Source organism: Streptomyces sp. NPDC002994 (assembly GCF_040611155.1).
GTDB lineage: Bacteria > Actinomycetota > Actinomycetes > Streptomycetales > Streptomycetaceae > Streptomyces.
Genome location: NZ_JBEXNQ010000033.1, coordinates 61,279 through 79,042 on the forward strand (window position 1 = coordinate 61,279; position 17,764 = coordinate 79,042).

Consider the following 17,764-nt stretch of genomic DNA (forward strand, 5'->3'; position numbering starts at 1 on the left):
TTCGAGGGTATTACGGAATGCGGCGGAGGAGTTCTGATGGCGGAGACGGACCTGGGGACGACGACGGGGACGGACTGGGCGGCCTGGCAGGAGAGCTGGGACCGGCAGCAGGAGTGGTACATGCCCGACCGCGAGGAGCGGTTCCGGGTCATGCTGGACATGGTCGAGGCGCTGGTCGGCCCCGAGCCGCGGGTGCTGGATCTCGCCTGCGGTACGGGAAGTATTACGGACCGGCTGCTCAAGCGGTTCCCGAAGGCCACCAGCACGGGCGTGGACCTCGACCCGGCGCTGCTCGCCATCGCGCGGGGGTACTTCGACGGGGACGATCGGGTGACGTTCGTGACCGCCGACCTGAAGGACGCCGAGTGGACGCGTGCGCTGCCGCACACGTCGTACGACGCCGTCCTCACCGCCACCGCCCTGCACTGGCTGCACAGTGAGCCCCTCACCACTCTGTACGGGCAGCTGGGCGGGCTCGTGCGCGCCGGCGGCGTCTTCATGAACGCCGACCACATGAAGGACGAGGGCACCCCGCGCATCAACGCGGCCGAGCGCGCCCACCGGCACGCCCAGATGGACCGGGGCAAGGCCGAGGGCGCGGTGGACTGGGCCGACTGGTGGGCCCTCGCCGCCAAGGACCCCGTACTCGCCGAGCCGACCGCCAAGCGGTTCGAGATCTACGGCGAGCACGCGGACGGCGACACGCCGAGCGTGGAGTGGCACGCGCGGACGCTGCGCGAGACCGGCGGGTTCGCGGAGGCGCGGGCCGTGTGGCGCTCACCGTCGGACGCGCTGGTGCTGGCCCTGAAGTAGCGACGACCGCGATACGCGAAGGGGCGGTACGGACCGGATGGTCCGTACCGCCCCTTCGCGTATGTGCTAGAGAACCTTCGAGAGGAACGCCTTCGTGCGGTCGTGCTGCGGGTTCGTCAGTACGTCGCGCGGGTTGCCCGCCTCGACGACCACGCCGTCGTCCATGAAGACCAGCGCGTCGCCGACCTCACGCGCGAAGCCCATCTCGTGCGTGACGACGATCATCGTCATGCCGTCTTCGGCGAGACCACGCATCACGTCGAGTACGTCGCCCACCAGTTCGGGGTCGAGCGCCGACGTCGGCTCGTCGAAGAGCATCAGCTTCGGCTCCATCGCCAGCGCGCGGGCGATCGCCACACGCTGCTGCTGGCCGCCGGAGAGCTGCGACGGGTAGTTCCCCGCCTTGTCACCCAGGCCGACGCGGTCGAGCAGGCGCTCGGCGCGCTCCCGGGCCACGGCCTTGGTCTCGCCCTTGACCTGGATCGGCGCTTCCATGACGTTGGCGAGCGCGGTCATGTGCGGGAACAGGTTGAAGCGCTGGAAGACCATGCCGATGTCCCGGCGCTGGGCCGCGACCTCGCTGTCCTTCAGCTCGTACAGCTTGTCGCCCTTCTGGCGGTAGCCCACGAGCTGGCCGTCGACCGAGAGCCGGCCCGCGTTGATCTGCTCCAGGTGGTTGATGCACCGCAGGAACGTGGACTTGCCGGAGCCGGACGGGCCGACCAGGCAGAACACCTCACGCGGGGCGACCTCCAGGTCGATGCCCTTGAGGATGTGGGCGGCGCCGTAGGACTTGTGTACGCCTTCGGCCTTCACCATGGCGGTCATGTCAGACCCCCCTGTTGTGGCTGGTGAGGGACAGCATGTTTGCCTTGACCTTCTGCCACGGCGTCGCCGGCAGCTGCCGCAGCGACCCGCGGGCGTAGTACCGCTCGACGTAGTACTGGCCGACGCTGAAGACGCTGGTCAGAGCCAGGTACCAGACCGAGGCGACCAGCAGCATCTCCATGATCGCGAACGACGTGGAGCCGATGTTCGTCGCGGCACGGAGCAGATCCGTGTACTGGATCGCGGAGACCAGTGACGACGTCTTGAGCAGGTTGATGAACTCGTTCCCGGTCGGCGGCACGATCACGCGCATCGCCTGCGGGAGTACGACCCGTCGCATGGTCTTGCCGGTCGACATGCCCAGCGCGTGCGAGGCCTCCGTCTGGCCCTCGTCGACCGACTGGATGCCGGCCCGGACGATCTCGGCCATGTAGGCGCCCTCGTTCAGGCCGAGGCCCAGCAGGGCGACCACGAACGGGGTCATGACGTCGACCATCTCGTCCTTGTAGAACCCGACGTTCAGGATCGGGAAAATCAGGGCGAGGTTGAACCACAGGAGCAGCTGTACGTACACCGGAGTGCCGCGGAAGAACCAGATGTACAGCCAGGCCACCGCACCGGTCACCGGGTTCTTCGAGAGCCGCATGACCGCGAAGACGACGCCCAGGACCAGGCCGATGAGCATCGACAGCACGCTGATGATCACGGTGTTCACGGCGCCGGAGATGATCCGGTCGTCGAAGATGAAGTCCCCGACGGTGCTCCAGTTGATGTCGCCCTGCGCGAACGCGTAGACGATCGTGCCGAGCACGGCCACGACCAGGACACCGCTGATCCAGCGGCCCCAGTGGCGGACGGGGATGGCCTTGATCTTCTCGGGGGGGATGGTCCCCTTGTTGACCGCCAAGTCCGCCGGCGGTTCGTCGGCGGGTGTCTTGTCGAACTTGTCAGTCACAGTGACTGCCCTTCAGTGAACGCTTTGAGGCGAGAACGCCAGGAGCTACTTGCCGGCGTTGATGGTCGCCTCGGTCACGGCGCTGTTCTTGACGTCCCACTTCTCCAGGACCTTCTCGTACTCGCCGTTCTTGATGATTGCGTTCAGCGCGTCCTTGAGGGCGTCGCGCAGCTGCGGGTTGTCCTTGTTCACGGCGATTCCGAACGGGCCGGCGCCGATCTGGCCGCCGGTGACCTCGAAGTCGTTGCCGCCGCCCGCGGTCTTCGCGATGTGCGCGGCGACCGGGTAGTCGTTGAGGTCGGCGACGGCGCCGCCGGACTTCACTCGGGTCTGGGCCTCGGCGTCGGTGTCGAACGCCTCGATGGTCAGCTTGCCCTTGTCGTCCTTCTCACACTTCTCGGCCTGGTCCTTGAAGGTGGTCTCGTAGATCGTGCCGCGCTGGACGGCGACCTTCTTGCCGCACAGGTCGTCGAGCGACTCGATCTTCTCCGGGTTGCCCTTCTTGACCAGGAGCGAGACGCCGGAGGTGAAGTAGTCGACGAAGTCGACGCCCTTTCCGGTCTTCTTGCCCTTGTCGTCCAGGCCCTCCTGGCGGGCCTTGGTGTCGCTCATGGCCGACATGACGATGTCCTGGCGGCCGGTGTTCAGCGACGAGATCAGGCCGTCGAAGGTGCCGCTGGTGAACTTGAACTCGACACCGAGCTCCTTGCCGAGGGCCGCGGCGATGTCGGGGTCGATACCGACGATCTTCCCGCCCTCCTCGTACTCCATCGGAGCGTAGGCGGCGTCCGTACCGACCTTGATCACGCCGGCGTCCTGGTACTTCTTCGGCAGCTTGTCGAAGAGCGGGGCGGTGGACGACTTCGTGCCCTTGGTCTCCGTCGTGCCCGTTCCCGAGCCGGTCTGGTCACCGCAGGCGGTGAGCAGCAGGGCGCCGGCGACCGCGATAGCGCCGACCGCGGCTGTCCGGGACTTGGTGGCGGTCGTACGGCGGGTGGTGCGTGCGGTCATGGTGGGTTCCTCCGGCGAGAAAGGGGAGTGGCCTGGGAGGTCGGGCACACTGCTTCGAGTATCGCGACCTCGTGTGATTACGGCATCTTGCCATCCGGACTAGCCCATTCAGGGCTCCAGTCATGTCAAAATCGGGTAACGGGTGACCCCCGAATCTCAACAGGCCGGTACATCAGGGCCGGACCATCTGTTGAGCACTGCCGTTTCGGCCGGAAAATCTTCGGTCCGTCTCGCCATTTGGAACCGATTCATGCCACAAGCCGGACTTGTCCGCACATGCATGCATGAGTCGTGTCACCGAGGTGATATGGGCTCTCGTTGATGCCGCCGATCAGGTAGAAAAGACGGTTACACCCCTCATCCGGGGCTCAGGGCGCGTGTGCGGCGCGCCCGCGCGTACGTACCTCCTCTCTGTCAGGGCGGGCCAACCGCCTGGTGCAGGGAACGGACGCGGTGCCCGCCCACCCCTCCTCAACCAGGAGCGGCCACCCTCAATTGATGAAGACTTAAGGGGTAAAACACATGGCAGCGGAGATCGTCAATCCTCGCAGCGAAAGCACTACGGACAGCAGTGCGGAAGGTGCTCCGGAGGAGCCCTTCGATCCGGCCTTCGCCCTGCACCGGGGCGGCAAGATGGCCATCCAGGCGACCGTGCCGGTGCGCGACAAGGACGACCTGTCCCTCGCGTACACGCCGGGCGTCGCCAAGGTGTGCAGCGCGATCGCGGAGCAGCCCGAGCTCGTGAACGACTACACCTGGAAGTCGAACGTCGTCGCCGTCGTGACGGACGGTACGGCGGTTCTGGGGCTCGGTGACATCGGTCCCGAGGCCTCGCTCCCCGTCATGGAGGGCAAAGCGATCCTTTTCAAGCAGTTCGGTGGCGTCGACGCGGTTCCGATCGCGCTCGCGACGACCGACGTGGAAGAGATCATCGAGACCGTCGTGCGGCTCGCCCCGTCCTTCGGCGGCGTGAACCTGGAAGACATCTCGGCGCCGCGCTGCTTCGAGATCGAGCGCCGGCTCCAGGAGGAGCTGGACATTCCGGTCTTCCACGACGACCAGCACGGCACGGCTGTGGTCACCCTGGCCGCGCTGCGCAATGCGGCCAAGCTCACCGGACGTACGCTCGGCGACCTGCGCGCCGTGATCTCGGGCGCGGGTGCGGCCGGGGTCGCCATCGCGAAGTTCCTGCTGGCGGCGGGGCTCGGTGACGTGGCGGTGGCCGACCGTAAGGGCATCGTCAGCCGGGACCGCGAGGATCTGACGGACGTCAAGCGCGAGCTGGCCGAGATCACGAACCGGGCGGGGCTGAGCGGCTCGCTGGAGACGGCGCTGGCCGGTGCCGATGTCTTCATCGGTGTTTCCGGCGGTACGGTGCCGGAGCCCGCGGTGGCTTCGATGGCGCCGGACGCGTTCGTGTTCGCCATGGCCAACCCGAACCCGGAGGTTCACCCGGACGTCGCGCACAAGTACGCGGCGGTTGTCGCGACCGGGCGCAGCGACTACCCGAACCAGATCAACAACGTTCTGGCCTTCCCGGGGATCTTCGCGGGTGCGCTTCAGGTGCGGGCGTCGCGGATCACCGAGGGCATGAAGATCGCCGCGGCGAACGCGCTGGCGGATGTCGTCGGTGACGCGCTGGCCGCGGACTACGTGATCCCGTCCCCGTTCGACGAGCGCGTCGCTCCGGCCGTTACGGCGGCCGTGGCGGCGGCGGCTCGCGCGGAGGGTGTGGCGCGGCGGTAGGCGTTGGCTTTACCTGTACGGGCCGTGCGGCACCCCTGGCGAGGGGTGCGGCACGGCCCGTGCGCTTTGCGGTGCGGGTGCGGTGCGGGGCGCCTGCGGCGGGCCTTCCCCTACCCGCCCCTTCCCGAAACTGGGGCTCCGCCCCAGACCCCGCTCCTCAAACGCCGGAGGGGCTGAGAGTTGCCGCTGCGCGCAATTCCAGCCCGTCCGGGGTCTGGGGCTTGCCCCAGTTCGGGAAGGGGCGGGTAGGGGAACAGCGCCGCAGGCAACACGCACGCAGCCGAGCGCACCCACCGCCCCCGCGCCGCTCACATGAGGGACGCGTGTCACACCGGTGCATGGTTCCCCCACGCAGCCGCCCGCCCTATCGTCATGGTCATGTTCGCTGCCTACGCCGCCCGCATCGACCGTGACCACCCGCTCAACGGCCTTGAGCTGGGCGAGCGGCCCGCGCCCGAGGTGAAACCGGGCTGGACCACCGTCACCGTCAAGGCCGCCTCCCTCAACCACCACGACCTGTGGTCGCTGCGCGGTGTCGGCCTCGGTGAGGAGGCGCTGCCGATGATCCTCGGTTGCGACGCCGCCGGCATCGACGCCGAGGGCAACGAGGTCGTCGTGCACTCCGTCATCGGCGAGAGCGGCCACGGCGTCGGCCCCCGCGAGAAGCGGTCGATCCTCACCGAGAAGTACCAGGGCACCTTCGCCGAGCAGGTCACCGTCCCCGTGTGGAACGTGCTGCCGAAGCCCCGGGAACTGTCGTTCGCGGAGGCCGCGTGCCTGCCGACCGCCTGGCTCACGGCGTACCGGATGCTCTTCACGAACGCCGGCGTACGGCCCGGCGACAGCGTCCTCGTCCAGGGCGCCGGCGGCGGTGTCGCGACCGCCGCGATCGTGCTCGGCAAGGCGGCCGGCCTCAGGATGTACGCCACCAGCCGCGACGAGGCCAAGCGCAAGCGGGCCGTCGAGCTGGGCGCGGTGGAGGCGTTCGAGCCGGGCGCGCGGCTGCCGCAGCGCGTGGACGCGGTGATCGAGACCGTCGGCGCGGCCACCTGGTCGCACTCGGTGAAGTCTCTGCGCCCCGGCGGCACGCTGGTGATCTCGGGCGCGACGAGCGGCACCAACCCGCCTTCCGCCGAGCTGAACCGGATCTTCTTCCTGGAGCTCAAGGTCGTCGGTTCGACGATGGGCTCCAAGGACGAGCTGGAGGACCTGCTCTCCTTCTGCGCGGCGACCGGTGTACGCCCGGTCATCGACGAGGTGCTGCCGCTGGACCGGGCCCGCGAGGGCTTCGAGCGGATGGCGGGCGGCGACCTTTTCGGAAAGATCGTGCTGACGACCTCTTGATGGTCCGTCAGTTCTGCTGATTGCCTCTCCGGTACGCGTTCACACATCCACGCGTCCACGTGTGCTGGAGAGGTGTCCATGCGAACGTTCAGAGGCATTGGTGCTTTCGTCTGTACGGTCGCGCTGGCAGCCGGGGCCCTGACCCCGGCCGCCACCGCGGAGGAAGGCGGGGGCGGCATACCCCCGCTCACCGACGACCGCGGGCGCGTCCTGACCCTGCGCGGCTGGAACGTCGAGGACAAGGCGAACCGCGGCGACAAGGCGCTGTCCGCCATCACCGAGCGGCACTTCCGCGACCTGAGGGCCAACGGCTTCAACTTCGCCCGCCTCCTCGTCTTCTGGGACGACCTGGAGCCCCGCCGGGGGCAGTACAGCGCGGCGTACCTCCGCAAGATCGAGCGGATCCTGGACTGGGCCGAGACGTACGACATCCAGGTGCTGATCGACGCCCACCAGGACGTCTTCGGCCCGGCCTTCGGCCATCGCGGCATCCCGGAGTGGGCGACGCGCACCGACGGACTGCCGTTCACGCCGAACCCCGACGACTGGTTCTCCGAGTACTTCCAGCCGGCCGTGCAGCGCGCCTTCACCCACCTCTACGAGGACCCGGATCTGCAGCGTGCCCAGGCCGGCATGTGGCGCGTACTCGCCGACCGGTTCGAGGACCATCCGGCCGTGCTCGGGTACGACCTGATCAATGAGCCGATGGGAGAGCTGAGGGAGGGCGAGGACCTGCCCACCGCGGCCCGCCGGATCGAGCGCGACCAGATCACGCCGATGCACAACCGCCTCGCGGACGCCGTACGTTCCGTCGACCGCGACAACTGGGTGTTCGTCGAGCCGACGCCGATCGTGGGCGAGGGCGTGCCGACCGGCCTCGGCAAGATCAAGGACCCGAAGGTCGTGTACGCCCCGCACTTCTACAACACCGCGATGGAGGCGGGCGCCGACTACGACCCGGCGGCCGGCTGGATCGAGTCGTACGAGGCCGCGGTCACGGCGTACCCGAAGGAGCACCGCGTGCCGGTGGTCGTGGGGGAGTGGGGCCCGCTCAACAACTCCCTCCCCAACATGGGCCGTTTCTACCGCGAGGCGCTGGCGTCCATGAACCGCTACAGCTCCGGCTGGGCGGGCTATGTGTGGTGTTACGGCGGGGGCTACTGCGCGGTGGATCAGGCCGGGAGGTTCCGTACGAACAAGGAACAGACGGCGTCGCCGTACGCGTCGGCGGTCGCGGGCCGGGTGCGGTCCGAGTCGTACGACCCCGCGACGCGGACCTACCGCCTCTCGTACGTCGCTTCCCGGCGCGGGGTCACCGAGCTGTCGCTGCCGTCGCGCGCCCGTGACTGGCGGGTGGCCGTGGAAGGGGCGGCGTGGGTGGTGGGCGGGCGGGTCCATGCCCGGCCGGGGGCGCGGATCTCGGTGACGGTCGGTCCGGCCGCCGGGGACGTCCGGCCAACAACGCTTGACCTCAACCTTGGTTGACGTATGAGAGTGGTCATCGGGCAGCCGGCCGGCGGCTCGCAAGGCGTAAGGAGAGCCCGATGACCCAGGCCAGAATTCTCGTGACCGGAGCGACCGGCAAGGTCGGCGGCCAGGTCGTCGCCCAGCTGAGTGCCGCGGGGGTACCCGTGCGGGCGCTGGTGCGACGGCCCGGGGCCGAGACCGCCGCGGCTCTCCCCGAAGGGGTGGAGGTCACCGGCGGGGACCTCGACGACCCCACCTCGCTGGAGGCCGCGCTCGACGGCGTCGAATCGGTCTTCCTGGTCTGGCCGTTCCTTACGGCGGAGGCCGCGCCCCCGGTGCTGGAGGTGATCGGCAAGCACGCCCGCCGGGTCGTGTACCTGTCGTCGGAGGGGGTGGGGGGCGGTGAGGGCCGGAAGCCGAGTGGTGACGCCATCACCATGTTCCACACGGAGATGGAGCGGCTGATCGAGGAGGCTGAGTCCGGTCTGGAGTGGACCTTCCTGCGGCCGACCGGTTTCGCGGGCAACACCTTGGGGTGGGCGGAGCAGATTCGTACCACCGGAGTCGTACGGGCGCCCTTCGCCGGCCTCGCCCGGCCGCTGATCCACGAGGCCGACATGGCGGCGGTCGCGGTGCGCGCGCTCACCACGGACGCGCTTGTCGGGGCCAGGCCGGTGCTGAGCGGCCCCGGACTCCTCACCGGCGAGGAGCAGTTGCGGATCATCGGGGACGCGCTTGGCCGTTCCCTGCGCTTCGACGAGCAGTCGCCGGACGCGGCGCGCGAGGAGATGACGGCCAACGGCTGGCCGGCCGGCATCGTCGACGCCGTGCTGCGCGCCCAGGCGGCCATGGCCGCCTCACCCGAGCCGGTCACCGACTCGGTGGAGCGCATCACGGGATCGCAGGCCCGCAGCTTCCGTCAGTGGGCCGAGGATCACGCGGCGGACTTCCGCTGAGGGCGGGAGTCCGGGCGTACGGGCACCTCTCCGCCGACCTCTCCATGTCAACTGTGGTTGACGGCCGATGGCTGTCAATGTAGGTTGACAGCTATGACCAATGCAACGGATCTCGCCGAGCGTGCGGGTGATCGCGACCCCCGGGTCGGGCTGCGCGCTGTTGTCGCCCTGCGGCGGCTGCTGGAGCAGCTCGAAGCCGTGCAGGTGAGGAGCGCCCGCGCCCAGGGCTGGTCGTGGCAGGAGATCGCGGCCGAACTCGGCGTCAGCCGGCAGGCCGTCCACAAGAAGTACGGGAGGCGTTGATGTTCGAGCGGTTCACGAAGAGTGCCCGGGGTGTGGTGAAGGGCGCGGTCGTCCAGGCGGAACGGGCGGACGCGGACTCGGTCACCGAGGAGCACCTGCTGCTGGCCCTGCTGCACCAGGAAGGCACGCGCTCGTCCTTCGCGTTCGCCTCGCTGGGCATCGCCGGGCGCCGGGAGGCGGTGGCGCGGGCGTTGGCCGACGCGCGGCGCCGGGGTGGCCTGTCGAAGGCGGACCAGGAGGCGCTCGCCGGTATCGGCATCGACGTCGCGGAGATCGTGTCGAAGGTCGAGCAGGCGCACGGCGAGGGCGCGATGCAGTCCGGCCGCAGCGCGAAGCGCGGTCTGCGGACGGGGCACCGCCCGTTCACGCGGCAGGCGAAGGCCGTGCTGGAGAACTCTCTGCGGGTCGCGCTGGGGCGCGGTGACCGGCACATCGGCGACGAACACTTGCTGCTGGCCCTGACCACGCAGCCGGGCGCGGTGGCCGACGTGCTCACGGAGTACGGCGCGACGTACGGGGCGGTGGAGCGGGCGCTTTTCGGGGTTGAGCCCAAGGCGGGCTGAATCTGTCCCCACGGGGGGGTGGTACACCTTATGTACCATCGAGGATATGGGGCTGAAGCGGACCAATGTCTATGCCGACGAAGCCGACCTCGCACTGATCAAGGAGACCGCAGCCCGCAAAGGCATCTCCGAGTCGGAGATAATCCGCGAGGGCATCCATCGCATCGCTCTCGCCACACGCGTCTGGGACGAGCCATTCGTCACGGATGAAGAGACCTTCGACCTGGGTGGCCCCATCACCAAGGAGGACATCCGCAATCAGGGGTCTCAGGAGTGATCGTCGTCGCCGGTACGTCCGGTCTGCTCACTCTCTTCAACCGTTCGGACCCGGACCACAGGGCGACGAGAAAGGCCGCGGATGAATGCGGTCTCCTCGTCGCCACCTCCCTGGCGCTCACCGAAGTGCACCAAGTGGCCACGATCCGCGCCGGCAGAGCTGCCGCCGACAGCATCCTCCGATCGCTGTCGGCGCGGGTGAAGGACATGCGGTTGGTCCTGGCGGACACCACCTCGGAACTCCTTGACACGGCACTTGCCGTGCGCGCCCGCTACGGGACTCTGGACCTGGATCTCGTGGACGCCCTGAACGTCTGCCTGGCCGCCGAGTACGACACCGATGCCGTGCTGACCCGGGACATCCGGGACTTCCGGACCGTGCGCCCGCTCGGCAGCACATACGGCCACTTCAGGATTCTGCCCGACGACATGGCCTGAAATCGGAGGTCCGCCTGCCTACTCCTTCGGGCCGCGCAGCAGTGCGCCGATGTGGGCCGCTGCCGTCGACAGGTGGCGGCGGGCCTCGCGGAGTTCGTGCTCCGTTACGCCGTGGTCCCGGGCCGCGTCGCGGATGTCGTCGCGGAAGCGGTCCAGCAGGCGGTCCAGGTCGCGGGCCGGGTCGCCGGACGCGGACGGGGGCTCCTGGGCCCACTCGGGCTCGGGGGGAGTGTCCGCGCGCTCGACCTTGACCTCGACATCGGCCGGCTCCTGCGCAGGCGCCGCCGGACGGCCGAAGAAGCCGAACTCCTTGGTGACCTCGGCGAGGCCCTCGCGCACCCCCTTCGGCCAGTCGCCCCGCGCGAAGTGGTCCTGCACCTGCTGCGCGATCCGCTGCATCTGTTCGCGCGCCTTCTCCTGCGCCTTCTCCTGGGCTTCCTTGGCCTGGCGGCGCGCCTGCTGCGCGTCCTCGCGGGCGCGGCGGCTCTCATCCTTTGCTCGGCGCGCCTGCTCCTTCCACTCCTGCTTGGCCTTGCGCAGCTCCTCCTTCGCCGCGTTCCATGCCTCGCTGTCGCCGAACGCGCCCTCCCAGTCGCCGCCCTTGGGCTGCGACGGTGCGGCCTGGTGGCGGGTCTCGCTCGCCGCGGCCCGCATCTCGCGGCGCAGGTTGCCGGCCGCGCCGCGTACGTCGTCGCGGATCTCGGCGGCCAGTTCGGAGACCGACTCGCGGATTTCCAGCTCCAGGTCGGCCAGTTCGCCGCCGCGTCCCGCCAGTTCGGCGCGGCCCGTGTCGGTGATCGAGTAGACCTTGCGGCCGCCCTCGGTGGCGTGCGTGACCAGGCCCTCGGCCTCCAGTTTGGCGAGGCGCGGGTAGACGGTGCCGGCGGACGGGGCGTACAGGCCCTGGAAGCGCTCCTCCAGGAGGCGGATCACCTCGTAACCGTGGCGCGGCGCCTCGTCGAGCAGCTTGAGGAGGTACAGGCGCAGACGGCCGTGGGCGAATACGGGGGGCATGTCAAAGCACCTTCTTGTTGGCGGCGTCGGCGTCGGCGGCGGTGTCGGCCTCGTGCAGGTCTTCTTCGGCCGGCGGGCGGCGCAGCAGGGCGATCGAGCCGGAGACGGTCGTCGCGCGCAGCCGGCCGTTGCCGGCGCCGAGCGTGCCCGTGATCCTCTTCGCCCCCCACTGGCCGCCCACCCGCAGGTCCTCGAAAGCGTTGGAGACGGAGCCGCTCGCCGTGTTCGCCTCGACCGTCGCGTCGGCCGGGTGCGGCAGCCGGATGGCGACCGCGCCGGAGACCGAGGTGAGGGCGATGTCGGTGGGCTTACCGGCCGGGTCCACATCGACGACCATGTCACCGCTGACCGAGTTGGCCCGTACAGAGGCTCCCGAACCGTCGACCACGGTCAGGTCTCCGGAGACCGAGTGGAAGCGGAGGTCGCCGGTGACGCCCTGGGCCTCCAGGCTCCCCGCGACGGTGTCGGCGCGGACGGCGCCGGACAGGCCGACGAGGGTGGTGTCGCCGGTGATGCCGCGTACCTCCGTACGTCCGCGGACCCCGGAGACGACGGCGCCGGCGCCGATGACGCCGACCTCTACGGAGCAGTCCGCCGGGACGGCCAGGGAGACGACAGCGCTGCGGTGCCGACGCTTGGGGTCGAGCAATGTGAGGAAGCCCTGCCAGGGCAGGTCCTCGTAGGCGACGGTGAGAGTGCCGTCCTTGTGGGTCACGGTCAGCGGCGGGCCGTCGATCGCGGAGACTTCGAGGCGGGCGGGGCCTTCCTCGATGCCGACGACATTCACTGTCCCGTTGACGATGCGCACGTTGAGCGCGCTCACCGGGTCCTCGAAGGTGAGCTTCCGCGGCTCCGCGACCGCCCATGTCGGCTCTGTCATGTGGTCCTCCCCGAACTGGCCGGTCCGACGCAACATATCGCGTCTATTCATAAACACGATATATCGCGGCTGAGGGAAGTCAAGACAGGGTTGTGGCGCGAGCGGCCCACTCGTACGCGTCATATGCGGGCAAAGTGCCCTAGCGTGAGGGCATGAACGCGACACCCGGATTCGGGCCCGTGGGGGCGCTGCTGCTGTGCGGGGCCGAGCCCGAGGCGGTACGGCCCGCGGCGCATCTGCTGCGCGAGCGGCTGCTGCTGTCACCGGCCGGCGGCTCCGCCGACGGCTGGAGCGTGGTCGTACCCGAGGGCAAACCATGGCTGGACGACGGCGAACCGGTCGACCGCGTCCTGGCGGGCTGGGCCACAGCCCTCGCCGTCGGCGTCACCTGGCCGGTTCTCGCCCTCTGGTGGGACGCCGACCGGGCCGGTTTCACGCTCGCTTCGGGCTTCCGGCGCCAGGTCGGCTACGAATGGCTGGCGGACGGTACGCCGGTGGGGGAGGACGAGGCGATGCGCACGTTCGCGGCGCGGCTCGGGCTCGACCCCGTACTCGACATGGAGTCCCTCGCGGCGCTCACCCGACCCGACCCCGACGCGGACGGCAGGGTCCGGCTGCTGGGCCTGATCGCGGTCCTGTCCCGCCTGGGCCTCGCGCTGCCCCCGGGCCTGACGCCCGGCGAACCGGCCGACCGGCTGCGGGAGGCGGCGCGGGTGCAGCCGGGCACGGAGTCGGTCGAGTGGTCGGGCTGGCGCGACGCCGTGCGCGCGGAGCTCGACGTGGTCGAGAGCGGCCCCGTCGGCCCCTGGGTACGCGGGCCGAGGGCCCGCCTGCTGAACGCGGCCCAGCTCGCGGCCGGCGTCTCGCTCGCCCTGTGGGGCCTGCGGCGGCGCAGCGGCGGCTGGGCGTTCGCGGGCGGCGTGCTGGTGGCGCAGGGGGCGCTCGGCCTGGCGTACGACCGGCTGCGCGCCCGCGCCTGACGCGGAGGCCGGGCCGGGACCGCGCGGGTGCGCCCGCGATGCGCCGCCGTGCGCACCTACTCCAACTACTCCGCGTCGTCCTCGTCGTCGTCCAGGCGGGCCAGCCAGGTCGCGAGCCGCTCGACCGGAACCTCGAAGTCCGGGTTGAGGTCGACGAACGTACGCAGCTGCTCGGCGAGCCACTCGAAGGTGACTTCCTCCTCGCCGCGCCGCTTCTCCAGCTCCTCGATACCGCGATCGGTGAAGTACAAGGTGTTGCTCCGTGGGTGGGACAGGGGGTCGGACAGGGGTGGACAGCGGTTGTTCCAAGCCAGGATAGGCACTGATCCCGGAGTCCCTCGCGCTCGTACCCTGCAGCGATTAACCTTCACCATTCATCGCGTGGGGGAGCGGGGGACGCTGTGGCCAATGGGATCGCACAGGTTCGGCTCGACGACGGGACCGTCGTCTGGGCCCGTGTCAGCGAGGCGCAGGAGCTCGACCGGGGCGGCGGTTACCGGGACACCGGGATCGGTGACCGGGTCGTCTCCATGGCGGGTGGACTGACCGATGTCGTACAGGGTGTGGTGCGGTCGCTGCGCGCCGGACTGAGCCCCGCCGCGCCCGTCGAAGTCGCCGTCACCTTCGGTATCGAGCTGTCCGCCCAGTCCGGCAAGGTGATCGGGGTCCTCGCGGACGGCGGCGGCAAGGCCTCCGTGTCGGTGTCCCTGACGTGGACCGAACCGGTCGCGGACCCGGCAGCGGATCCGGCGGCGGATCCGACCGTAGGTCCGGCTGCGGGTGCGGCAGCGGATCCGGGGGCGCAACCCGTCGCGGATCCGGCCGCCCGGCCGGGCCCCGCGCCCGGATCGCCGGCCCGCGGCACGTCATGAGCGCGTCATGAACGCCTTCGACGAGATCGTGCGCCCCTCTCTCGTACGCATTGCCGCGCCCGGAGCCGGGTATGACCCGCACGGCACCCACTACTGGGGCAGCGGATTCTTCATCGCCCCCGGCTGGGTGCTGACCTGCGCACATGTCGTGGGAAAGGGGGAGGCCGCCGTGTGGAGGGGAGAGCGTGCGCTCGGCATCACCTGGCAGGGCGGTGTGACCACGGGCGAAGTGGTCCTCGCCAAGCCGCGGCCCGCCGACCCCGACGAGCCGCCGTACCGCTGGGAGTTCCCCGACATCGCCCTGGTACGCGTCCCGGACGCGCAGGACGCCGCCTGCGTCTGGCTCAGCGAGCGGCCCCTGGACATCCCCGCCGACGTAAGCCTGCACGGCTGGTCCAGGGAGACCGGCGACCTGGGCATACGGCACGGCGTCGGCCAGGCCCACGCCACCGACGGCAAGGCGCTGCTGCTGCGGGGGAGCCTGCCCGTCGAGGGCTGCTCGGGCGGCCCCGTCGTCGACCTGAAGCAGGGCGCCGTCATCGGCATGAACAAGGGGCGGGGGGAACACGAAGGGGCCGCCGTGCCCATCACGGCCCTGCGCGAGCTGCACGATCTGCGGGGCGGCGGAATCCTCCACACCGTCCTGCGCGAGCACGACCGGCACCACCTGCGCCGCTTCCGCAGCACCTCGGCCGCCGGCGGCGGCTGGACCAGGGCGCAGGCCGACCTGCGCAAGGGAGCCCCCGGGTTCCTGCCGGCCGCGCGCGCACACCTCTTCGGCCGGTTCGCCGAACTGCCGCCGCCCACCGGGCCGGGCGAGGTCATGGTTCTCGTGGACGACGTCAAACGCCGTGTCCTGCACAGCGATTACCAGTCACCCATCGAGCACGACCCGCGCACCTGGCGCGACGGCGTCGGACTGCTGCACGACCTTCGGGGCAGGGACAGCGGTCACGACCTCGACGTCGACGCGGTGCTGCTGTACGCCGCCAAGGTCGTCAGGCACCTTGCCGAGCAGGCCCGGAGCCGGGCCCGGGCGGACGGTCCCCGGCGGGCCGCTCCCGGCGAGCTCGGCGGGCTGGACGAGCTCGCCGAGTGGATCACCACGCAGGGCGAGTCAGCGCACCAGGCGATCCGCGAAGAGATCGCGCAGGTGCTGGACTTTCGTGAAGCGGCCACCCCCGCCCCGGAGTTCGAGGTCCAGTTCGTACGGGAAAGGCCGGCCGGCCACGCCCGCGCCGACGTGCTCGTCGAGATCGACCCGGTCCACTACGGCGACCGCTACCCGTGGCGCGTCAAGCTCCTCTACGAGGGGCGCACCGTCAGCCCGTTGTCCGGCGACGACCGCGGTGTGCGCCGCGCCGACCTGCGCGAGACCTTGCGCGAACCGCTCGCCGACGCCCTGCGCCGCGGCGACAGCGGGGAGCACCTCGCGGCGATCGAGGCGCTGCTGCCGCGCGAACTGTTCGACGAACCCCTCGACACCTGGCGGCTCTCGCCCGAGGACGACCTCTTCGACGAGCACAGCATGGCGCTGGGGGAGCGCCGCATCGTCGTCATACGGGACCGCAGGCGCCGCGACCGCCCGGCGAGCCCCGAATGGCGCCGCCGCTGGCAGGCCGCCGTCCGCGGGCCGCTCGCCGTCGTACCGCTGCGCGGCGAAGTCCCCGAGTCCGGGCACGGCCCCGGTGTCCGCCGGGAGTCCCGCAGGGCCACGTACGCCAGGCTGTCCGACGCCGAGGACGGCACCGTGCCCGTGTACTGCGGGCCGGTCGGCAGTGGTGACGGACTCGACGCCATGGCCGCCGCCATCGCCGCCGGACACCCGCTCGCGCTGTGGCGCAGATGCGGCCAGGACCACAGCGACTGCCGGGAGTTCCACGTACGCGCCGACGAGCTGCTGGCGCGCGCCGACGGCATGGACGGGCTGCACCGGCACATACGTTCCCTGCGCATCATCTCGATGGATCCCGACGTGACACCCGACACGGTGTCGGAAGCGGCCTGGGCCGCCTCCGTCGCCGTACTCTTCGATCCGCCCGACCGTCCGCCGTACGACGGTGTGCCCCTTCAGGTGCCCCCGCAGCTCTCCGGGCCGAGCGCATGACGGCCCGTCAGGAGGTGGGTGGCAAGGCGCGCCGAAAAATGCGTCGAATGCCTGGCCAAATCCCGGGAACCGGTCCTGAATCAGGGTCGGCAGACAGGGACTTGAACGGTAACGTCAGCCCCCGGACCACCTACCCGCGAGGTGAAACTCAGTGACAGACTGGCGGATCTATCGCGGCGCGGGACTGCCGCACGACGGCGTGCAGCGGTTACCCGGCCCGCCTCCCTGGCGTGATTTCGCCGCAGTGGGCCCAGACCCCGACGGCACAGCGGGCCCCGACGGCACGCAGGGCCCCGACGCCACCGACCCGAGCGCCGCCCGCAGGCTCGGCGTACAGCGCCGGCTGGTGGAGAACCACCACCCCAGACCCGCCGAGGTCGACGCGGTCAACGCGGCCCTGTACCTGCGCCGGCCGCTGCTCGTGACCGGCAACCCGGGCACCGGAAAATCCACTCTCGCTCAGGCTGTCGCGCACGAACTCGGCCTCGGACGCGTCCTGCGCTGGCCGATCGTCAGCCGGTCCGCCCTCCAGGACGGGCTCTACCGCTACGACGCCATCGGCCGCCTCCAGGACGTACAGCTGGAGCGGGCACAGGGCGGGACCGGTGCGGCTGCCTCAGGACCCTCAACGCCCTCGGCCATTGGCTCGTACGTACGCCTCGGACCGCTCGGCACCGCGCTGCTGCCGTCCGAACAGCCGCGCGTGCTGCTCGTCGACGAGCTCGACAAGAGCGACCTCGACCTGCCGAACGACCTGCTGAACGCCCTGGAGGAGGGCGAGTTCGCCATCCCCGAGCTGGAGCGCATCGCCGACCGCGAGCCGGTCGTCGACGTCCTGACCGACGACGGCCGCAAGGTGCCGGTACGCGGCGGCCGCGTCCGCTGCACCACCTTCCCGTTCATCGTCCTCACCTCCAACGGCGAGCGGGACTTCCCCGCCGCGCTGCTGCGCCGCTGCATTCAGCTGGAGCTCGAACCGCCCGGCGAGGAGCAGCTCACCGCCATGGTCGAGGCGCACCTGGGCAGTGACGCCGCGATCGAGGGGCGGGACCTGATCGAGCGGTTCCTCGGCCGCGAACCCGGCGAGATCATCGCCGCCGACCAGTTGCTCAACGCCCTCTACCTCACCCAGCACACCCCGCGCGCGGAGCGCGTCACGCGCGAACGCATCGCCGAAATGCTCATGCGACCACTCGACCGCCCGAGGTGAG

19 protein-coding genes are annotated in these 17,764 nt (G+C 70.4%); 13 read left to right on the top strand and 6 right to left on the bottom strand.

Translation table 11 applies throughout. From position 1 onward, the window contains the following. Window positions 1–36 precede the first annotated feature (36 nt). A complete protein-coding gene (locus ABZX79_RS32545; RefSeq protein WP_355265825.1) occupies window positions 37–813 on the top strand; it encodes a class I SAM-dependent methyltransferase in 777 nt (258 codons plus the stop codon). 66 nt (window positions 814–879) lie between these two features. On the opposite strand, the gene ABZX79_RS32550 is transcribed toward ABZX79_RS32545, so the two are convergent. From ABZX79_RS32550 to ABZX79_RS32560, 3 genes are read right to left on the bottom strand one after another with little or no spacing between them, the layout of a single operon-like run. Continuing rightward, a complete protein-coding gene (locus tag ABZX79_RS32550) occupies window positions 880–1,641 on the bottom strand; it encodes an amino acid ABC transporter ATP-binding protein (protein WP_355265828.1) in 762 nt (253 codons plus the stop codon). 1 nt (window position 1,642) lies between these two features. Further along, entirely contained in the window at window positions 1,643–2,596 is a 954-nt protein-coding gene (locus tag ABZX79_RS32555; RefSeq protein ID WP_355265832.1) for an amino acid ABC transporter permease, read from the bottom strand. A 45-nt stretch (window positions 2,597–2,641) separates the two neighbouring features. After that, complete coding sequence (locus ABZX79_RS32560) at window positions 2,642–3,607, bottom strand: ABC transporter substrate-binding protein (RefSeq protein WP_355265835.1); 966 nt, start codon at window positions 3,605–3,607, stop codon at window positions 2,642–2,644. A gap of 522 nt (window positions 3,608–4,129) precedes the next feature. Between ABZX79_RS32560 and ABZX79_RS32565 the strand changes: the two genes are divergently transcribed. From ABZX79_RS32565 to ABZX79_RS32600, 8 genes are all read left to right on the top strand, one after another. Beyond that, window positions 4,130–5,353: an NADP-dependent malic enzyme gene (locus ABZX79_RS32565; RefSeq protein WP_355265838.1), complete on the top strand. Its 1,224-nt coding sequence runs from the start codon at window positions 4,130–4,132 to the stop codon at window positions 5,351–5,353. 378 nt (window positions 5,354–5,731) lie between these two features. Continuing rightward, entirely contained in the window at window positions 5,732–6,697 is a 966-nt protein-coding gene (locus ABZX79_RS32570) for a zinc-binding dehydrogenase (protein ID WP_355265841.1), read from the top strand. Between the two features lie 78 nt (window positions 6,698–6,775). After that, window positions 6,776–8,182, top strand: coding sequence for a cellulase family glycosylhydrolase (locus ABZX79_RS32575; protein WP_355265844.1), 1,407 nt, complete (start codon window positions 6,776–6,778; stop codon window positions 8,180–8,182). Between the two features lie 59 nt (window positions 8,183–8,241). Beyond that, on the top strand, window positions 8,242–9,120 hold the full coding sequence (locus ABZX79_RS32580; protein ID WP_355265847.1) for an NAD(P)H-binding protein: 879 nt from the start codon (window positions 8,242–8,244) through the stop codon (window positions 9,118–9,120). 93 nt (window positions 9,121–9,213) lie between these two features. Next, entirely contained in the window at window positions 9,214–9,423 is a 210-nt protein-coding gene (locus ABZX79_RS32585; RefSeq protein ID WP_215133512.1) for a helix-turn-helix domain-containing protein, read from the top strand. Beyond that, window positions 9,423–9,986 (top strand): Clp protease N-terminal domain-containing protein, encoded by a 564-nt coding sequence (locus ABZX79_RS32590; RefSeq protein ID WP_355265850.1) that lies wholly within the window; start codon window positions 9,423–9,425, stop codon window positions 9,984–9,986. Before ABZX79_RS32585 ends, ABZX79_RS32590 begins: the two co-directional genes overlap by 1 nt. A 46-nt stretch (window positions 9,987–10,032) precedes the next feature. Continuing rightward, the gene (locus ABZX79_RS32595) at window positions 10,033–10,263 is read left to right on the top strand and encodes a CopG family transcriptional regulator (RefSeq protein WP_355265853.1); all 231 of its coding nucleotides are present in this window, start codon (window positions 10,033–10,035) and stop codon (window positions 10,261–10,263) included. Beyond that, the gene (locus ABZX79_RS32600; protein WP_355265856.1) at window positions 10,260–10,700 is read left to right on the top strand and encodes a PIN domain-containing protein; all 441 of its coding nucleotides are present in this window, start codon (window positions 10,260–10,262) and stop codon (window positions 10,698–10,700) included. The genes ABZX79_RS32595 and ABZX79_RS32600 overlap by 4 nt, the downstream gene beginning before the upstream one ends. Window positions 10,701–10,718: 18 nt before the next feature. Here ABZX79_RS32600 and ABZX79_RS32605 read toward each other — a convergent pair whose 3' ends face one another. After that, window positions 10,719–11,714, bottom strand: a complete 996-nt coding sequence (locus ABZX79_RS32605; protein WP_355265859.1) for a helix-turn-helix transcriptional regulator — start codon at window positions 11,712–11,714, stop codon at window positions 10,719–10,721. Between the two features lies 1 nt (window position 11,715). Then, window positions 11,716–12,594: a DUF4097 family beta strand repeat-containing protein gene (locus ABZX79_RS32610; protein WP_355265862.1), complete on the bottom strand. Its 879-nt coding sequence runs from the start codon at window positions 12,592–12,594 to the stop codon at window positions 11,716–11,718. A 152-nt stretch (window positions 12,595–12,746) separates the two neighbouring features. Here ABZX79_RS32610 and ABZX79_RS32615 point away from each other — a divergent pair, with 152 nt between their 5' ends. After that, window positions 12,747–13,574 carry a hypothetical protein gene (locus tag ABZX79_RS32615; RefSeq protein WP_355265865.1) on the top strand — a complete coding sequence of 276 codons (828 nt, stop codon included), beginning with the start codon at window positions 12,747–12,749 and terminating at the stop codon, window positions 13,572–13,574. A 65-nt stretch (window positions 13,575–13,639) separates the two neighbouring features. Here the strand turns inward: ABZX79_RS32615 and ABZX79_RS32620 are convergent, their stop codons facing one another. Then, window positions 13,640–13,825 (bottom strand): DUF6104 family protein, encoded by a 186-nt coding sequence (locus ABZX79_RS32620; RefSeq protein ID WP_214977923.1) that lies wholly within the window; start codon window positions 13,823–13,825, stop codon window positions 13,640–13,642. A 150-nt stretch (window positions 13,826–13,975) separates the two neighbouring features. Between ABZX79_RS32620 and ABZX79_RS32625 the strand changes: the two genes are divergently transcribed. The 3 genes from ABZX79_RS32625 to ABZX79_RS32635 all read left to right on the top strand — a co-directional run bounded on the left by ABZX79_RS32625 (window position 13,976) and on the right by ABZX79_RS32635 (window position 17,763). After that, complete coding sequence (locus ABZX79_RS32625) at window positions 13,976–14,446, top strand: CU044_2847 family protein (protein ID WP_355265869.1); 471 nt, start codon at window positions 13,976–13,978, stop codon at window positions 14,444–14,446. Between the two features lie 7 nt (window positions 14,447–14,453). Then, the gene (locus ABZX79_RS32630) at window positions 14,454–16,553 is read left to right on the top strand and encodes a trypsin-like peptidase domain-containing protein (RefSeq protein WP_355265872.1); all 2,100 of its coding nucleotides are present in this window, start codon (window positions 14,454–14,456) and stop codon (window positions 16,551–16,553) included. 151 nt (window positions 16,554–16,704) lie between these two features. Then, window positions 16,705–17,763 carry a MoxR family ATPase gene (locus ABZX79_RS32635; protein ID WP_355265875.1) on the top strand — a complete coding sequence of 353 codons (1,059 nt, stop codon included), beginning with the start codon at window positions 16,705–16,707 and terminating at the stop codon, window positions 17,761–17,763. Window position 17,764: the final 1 nt, after the last annotated feature.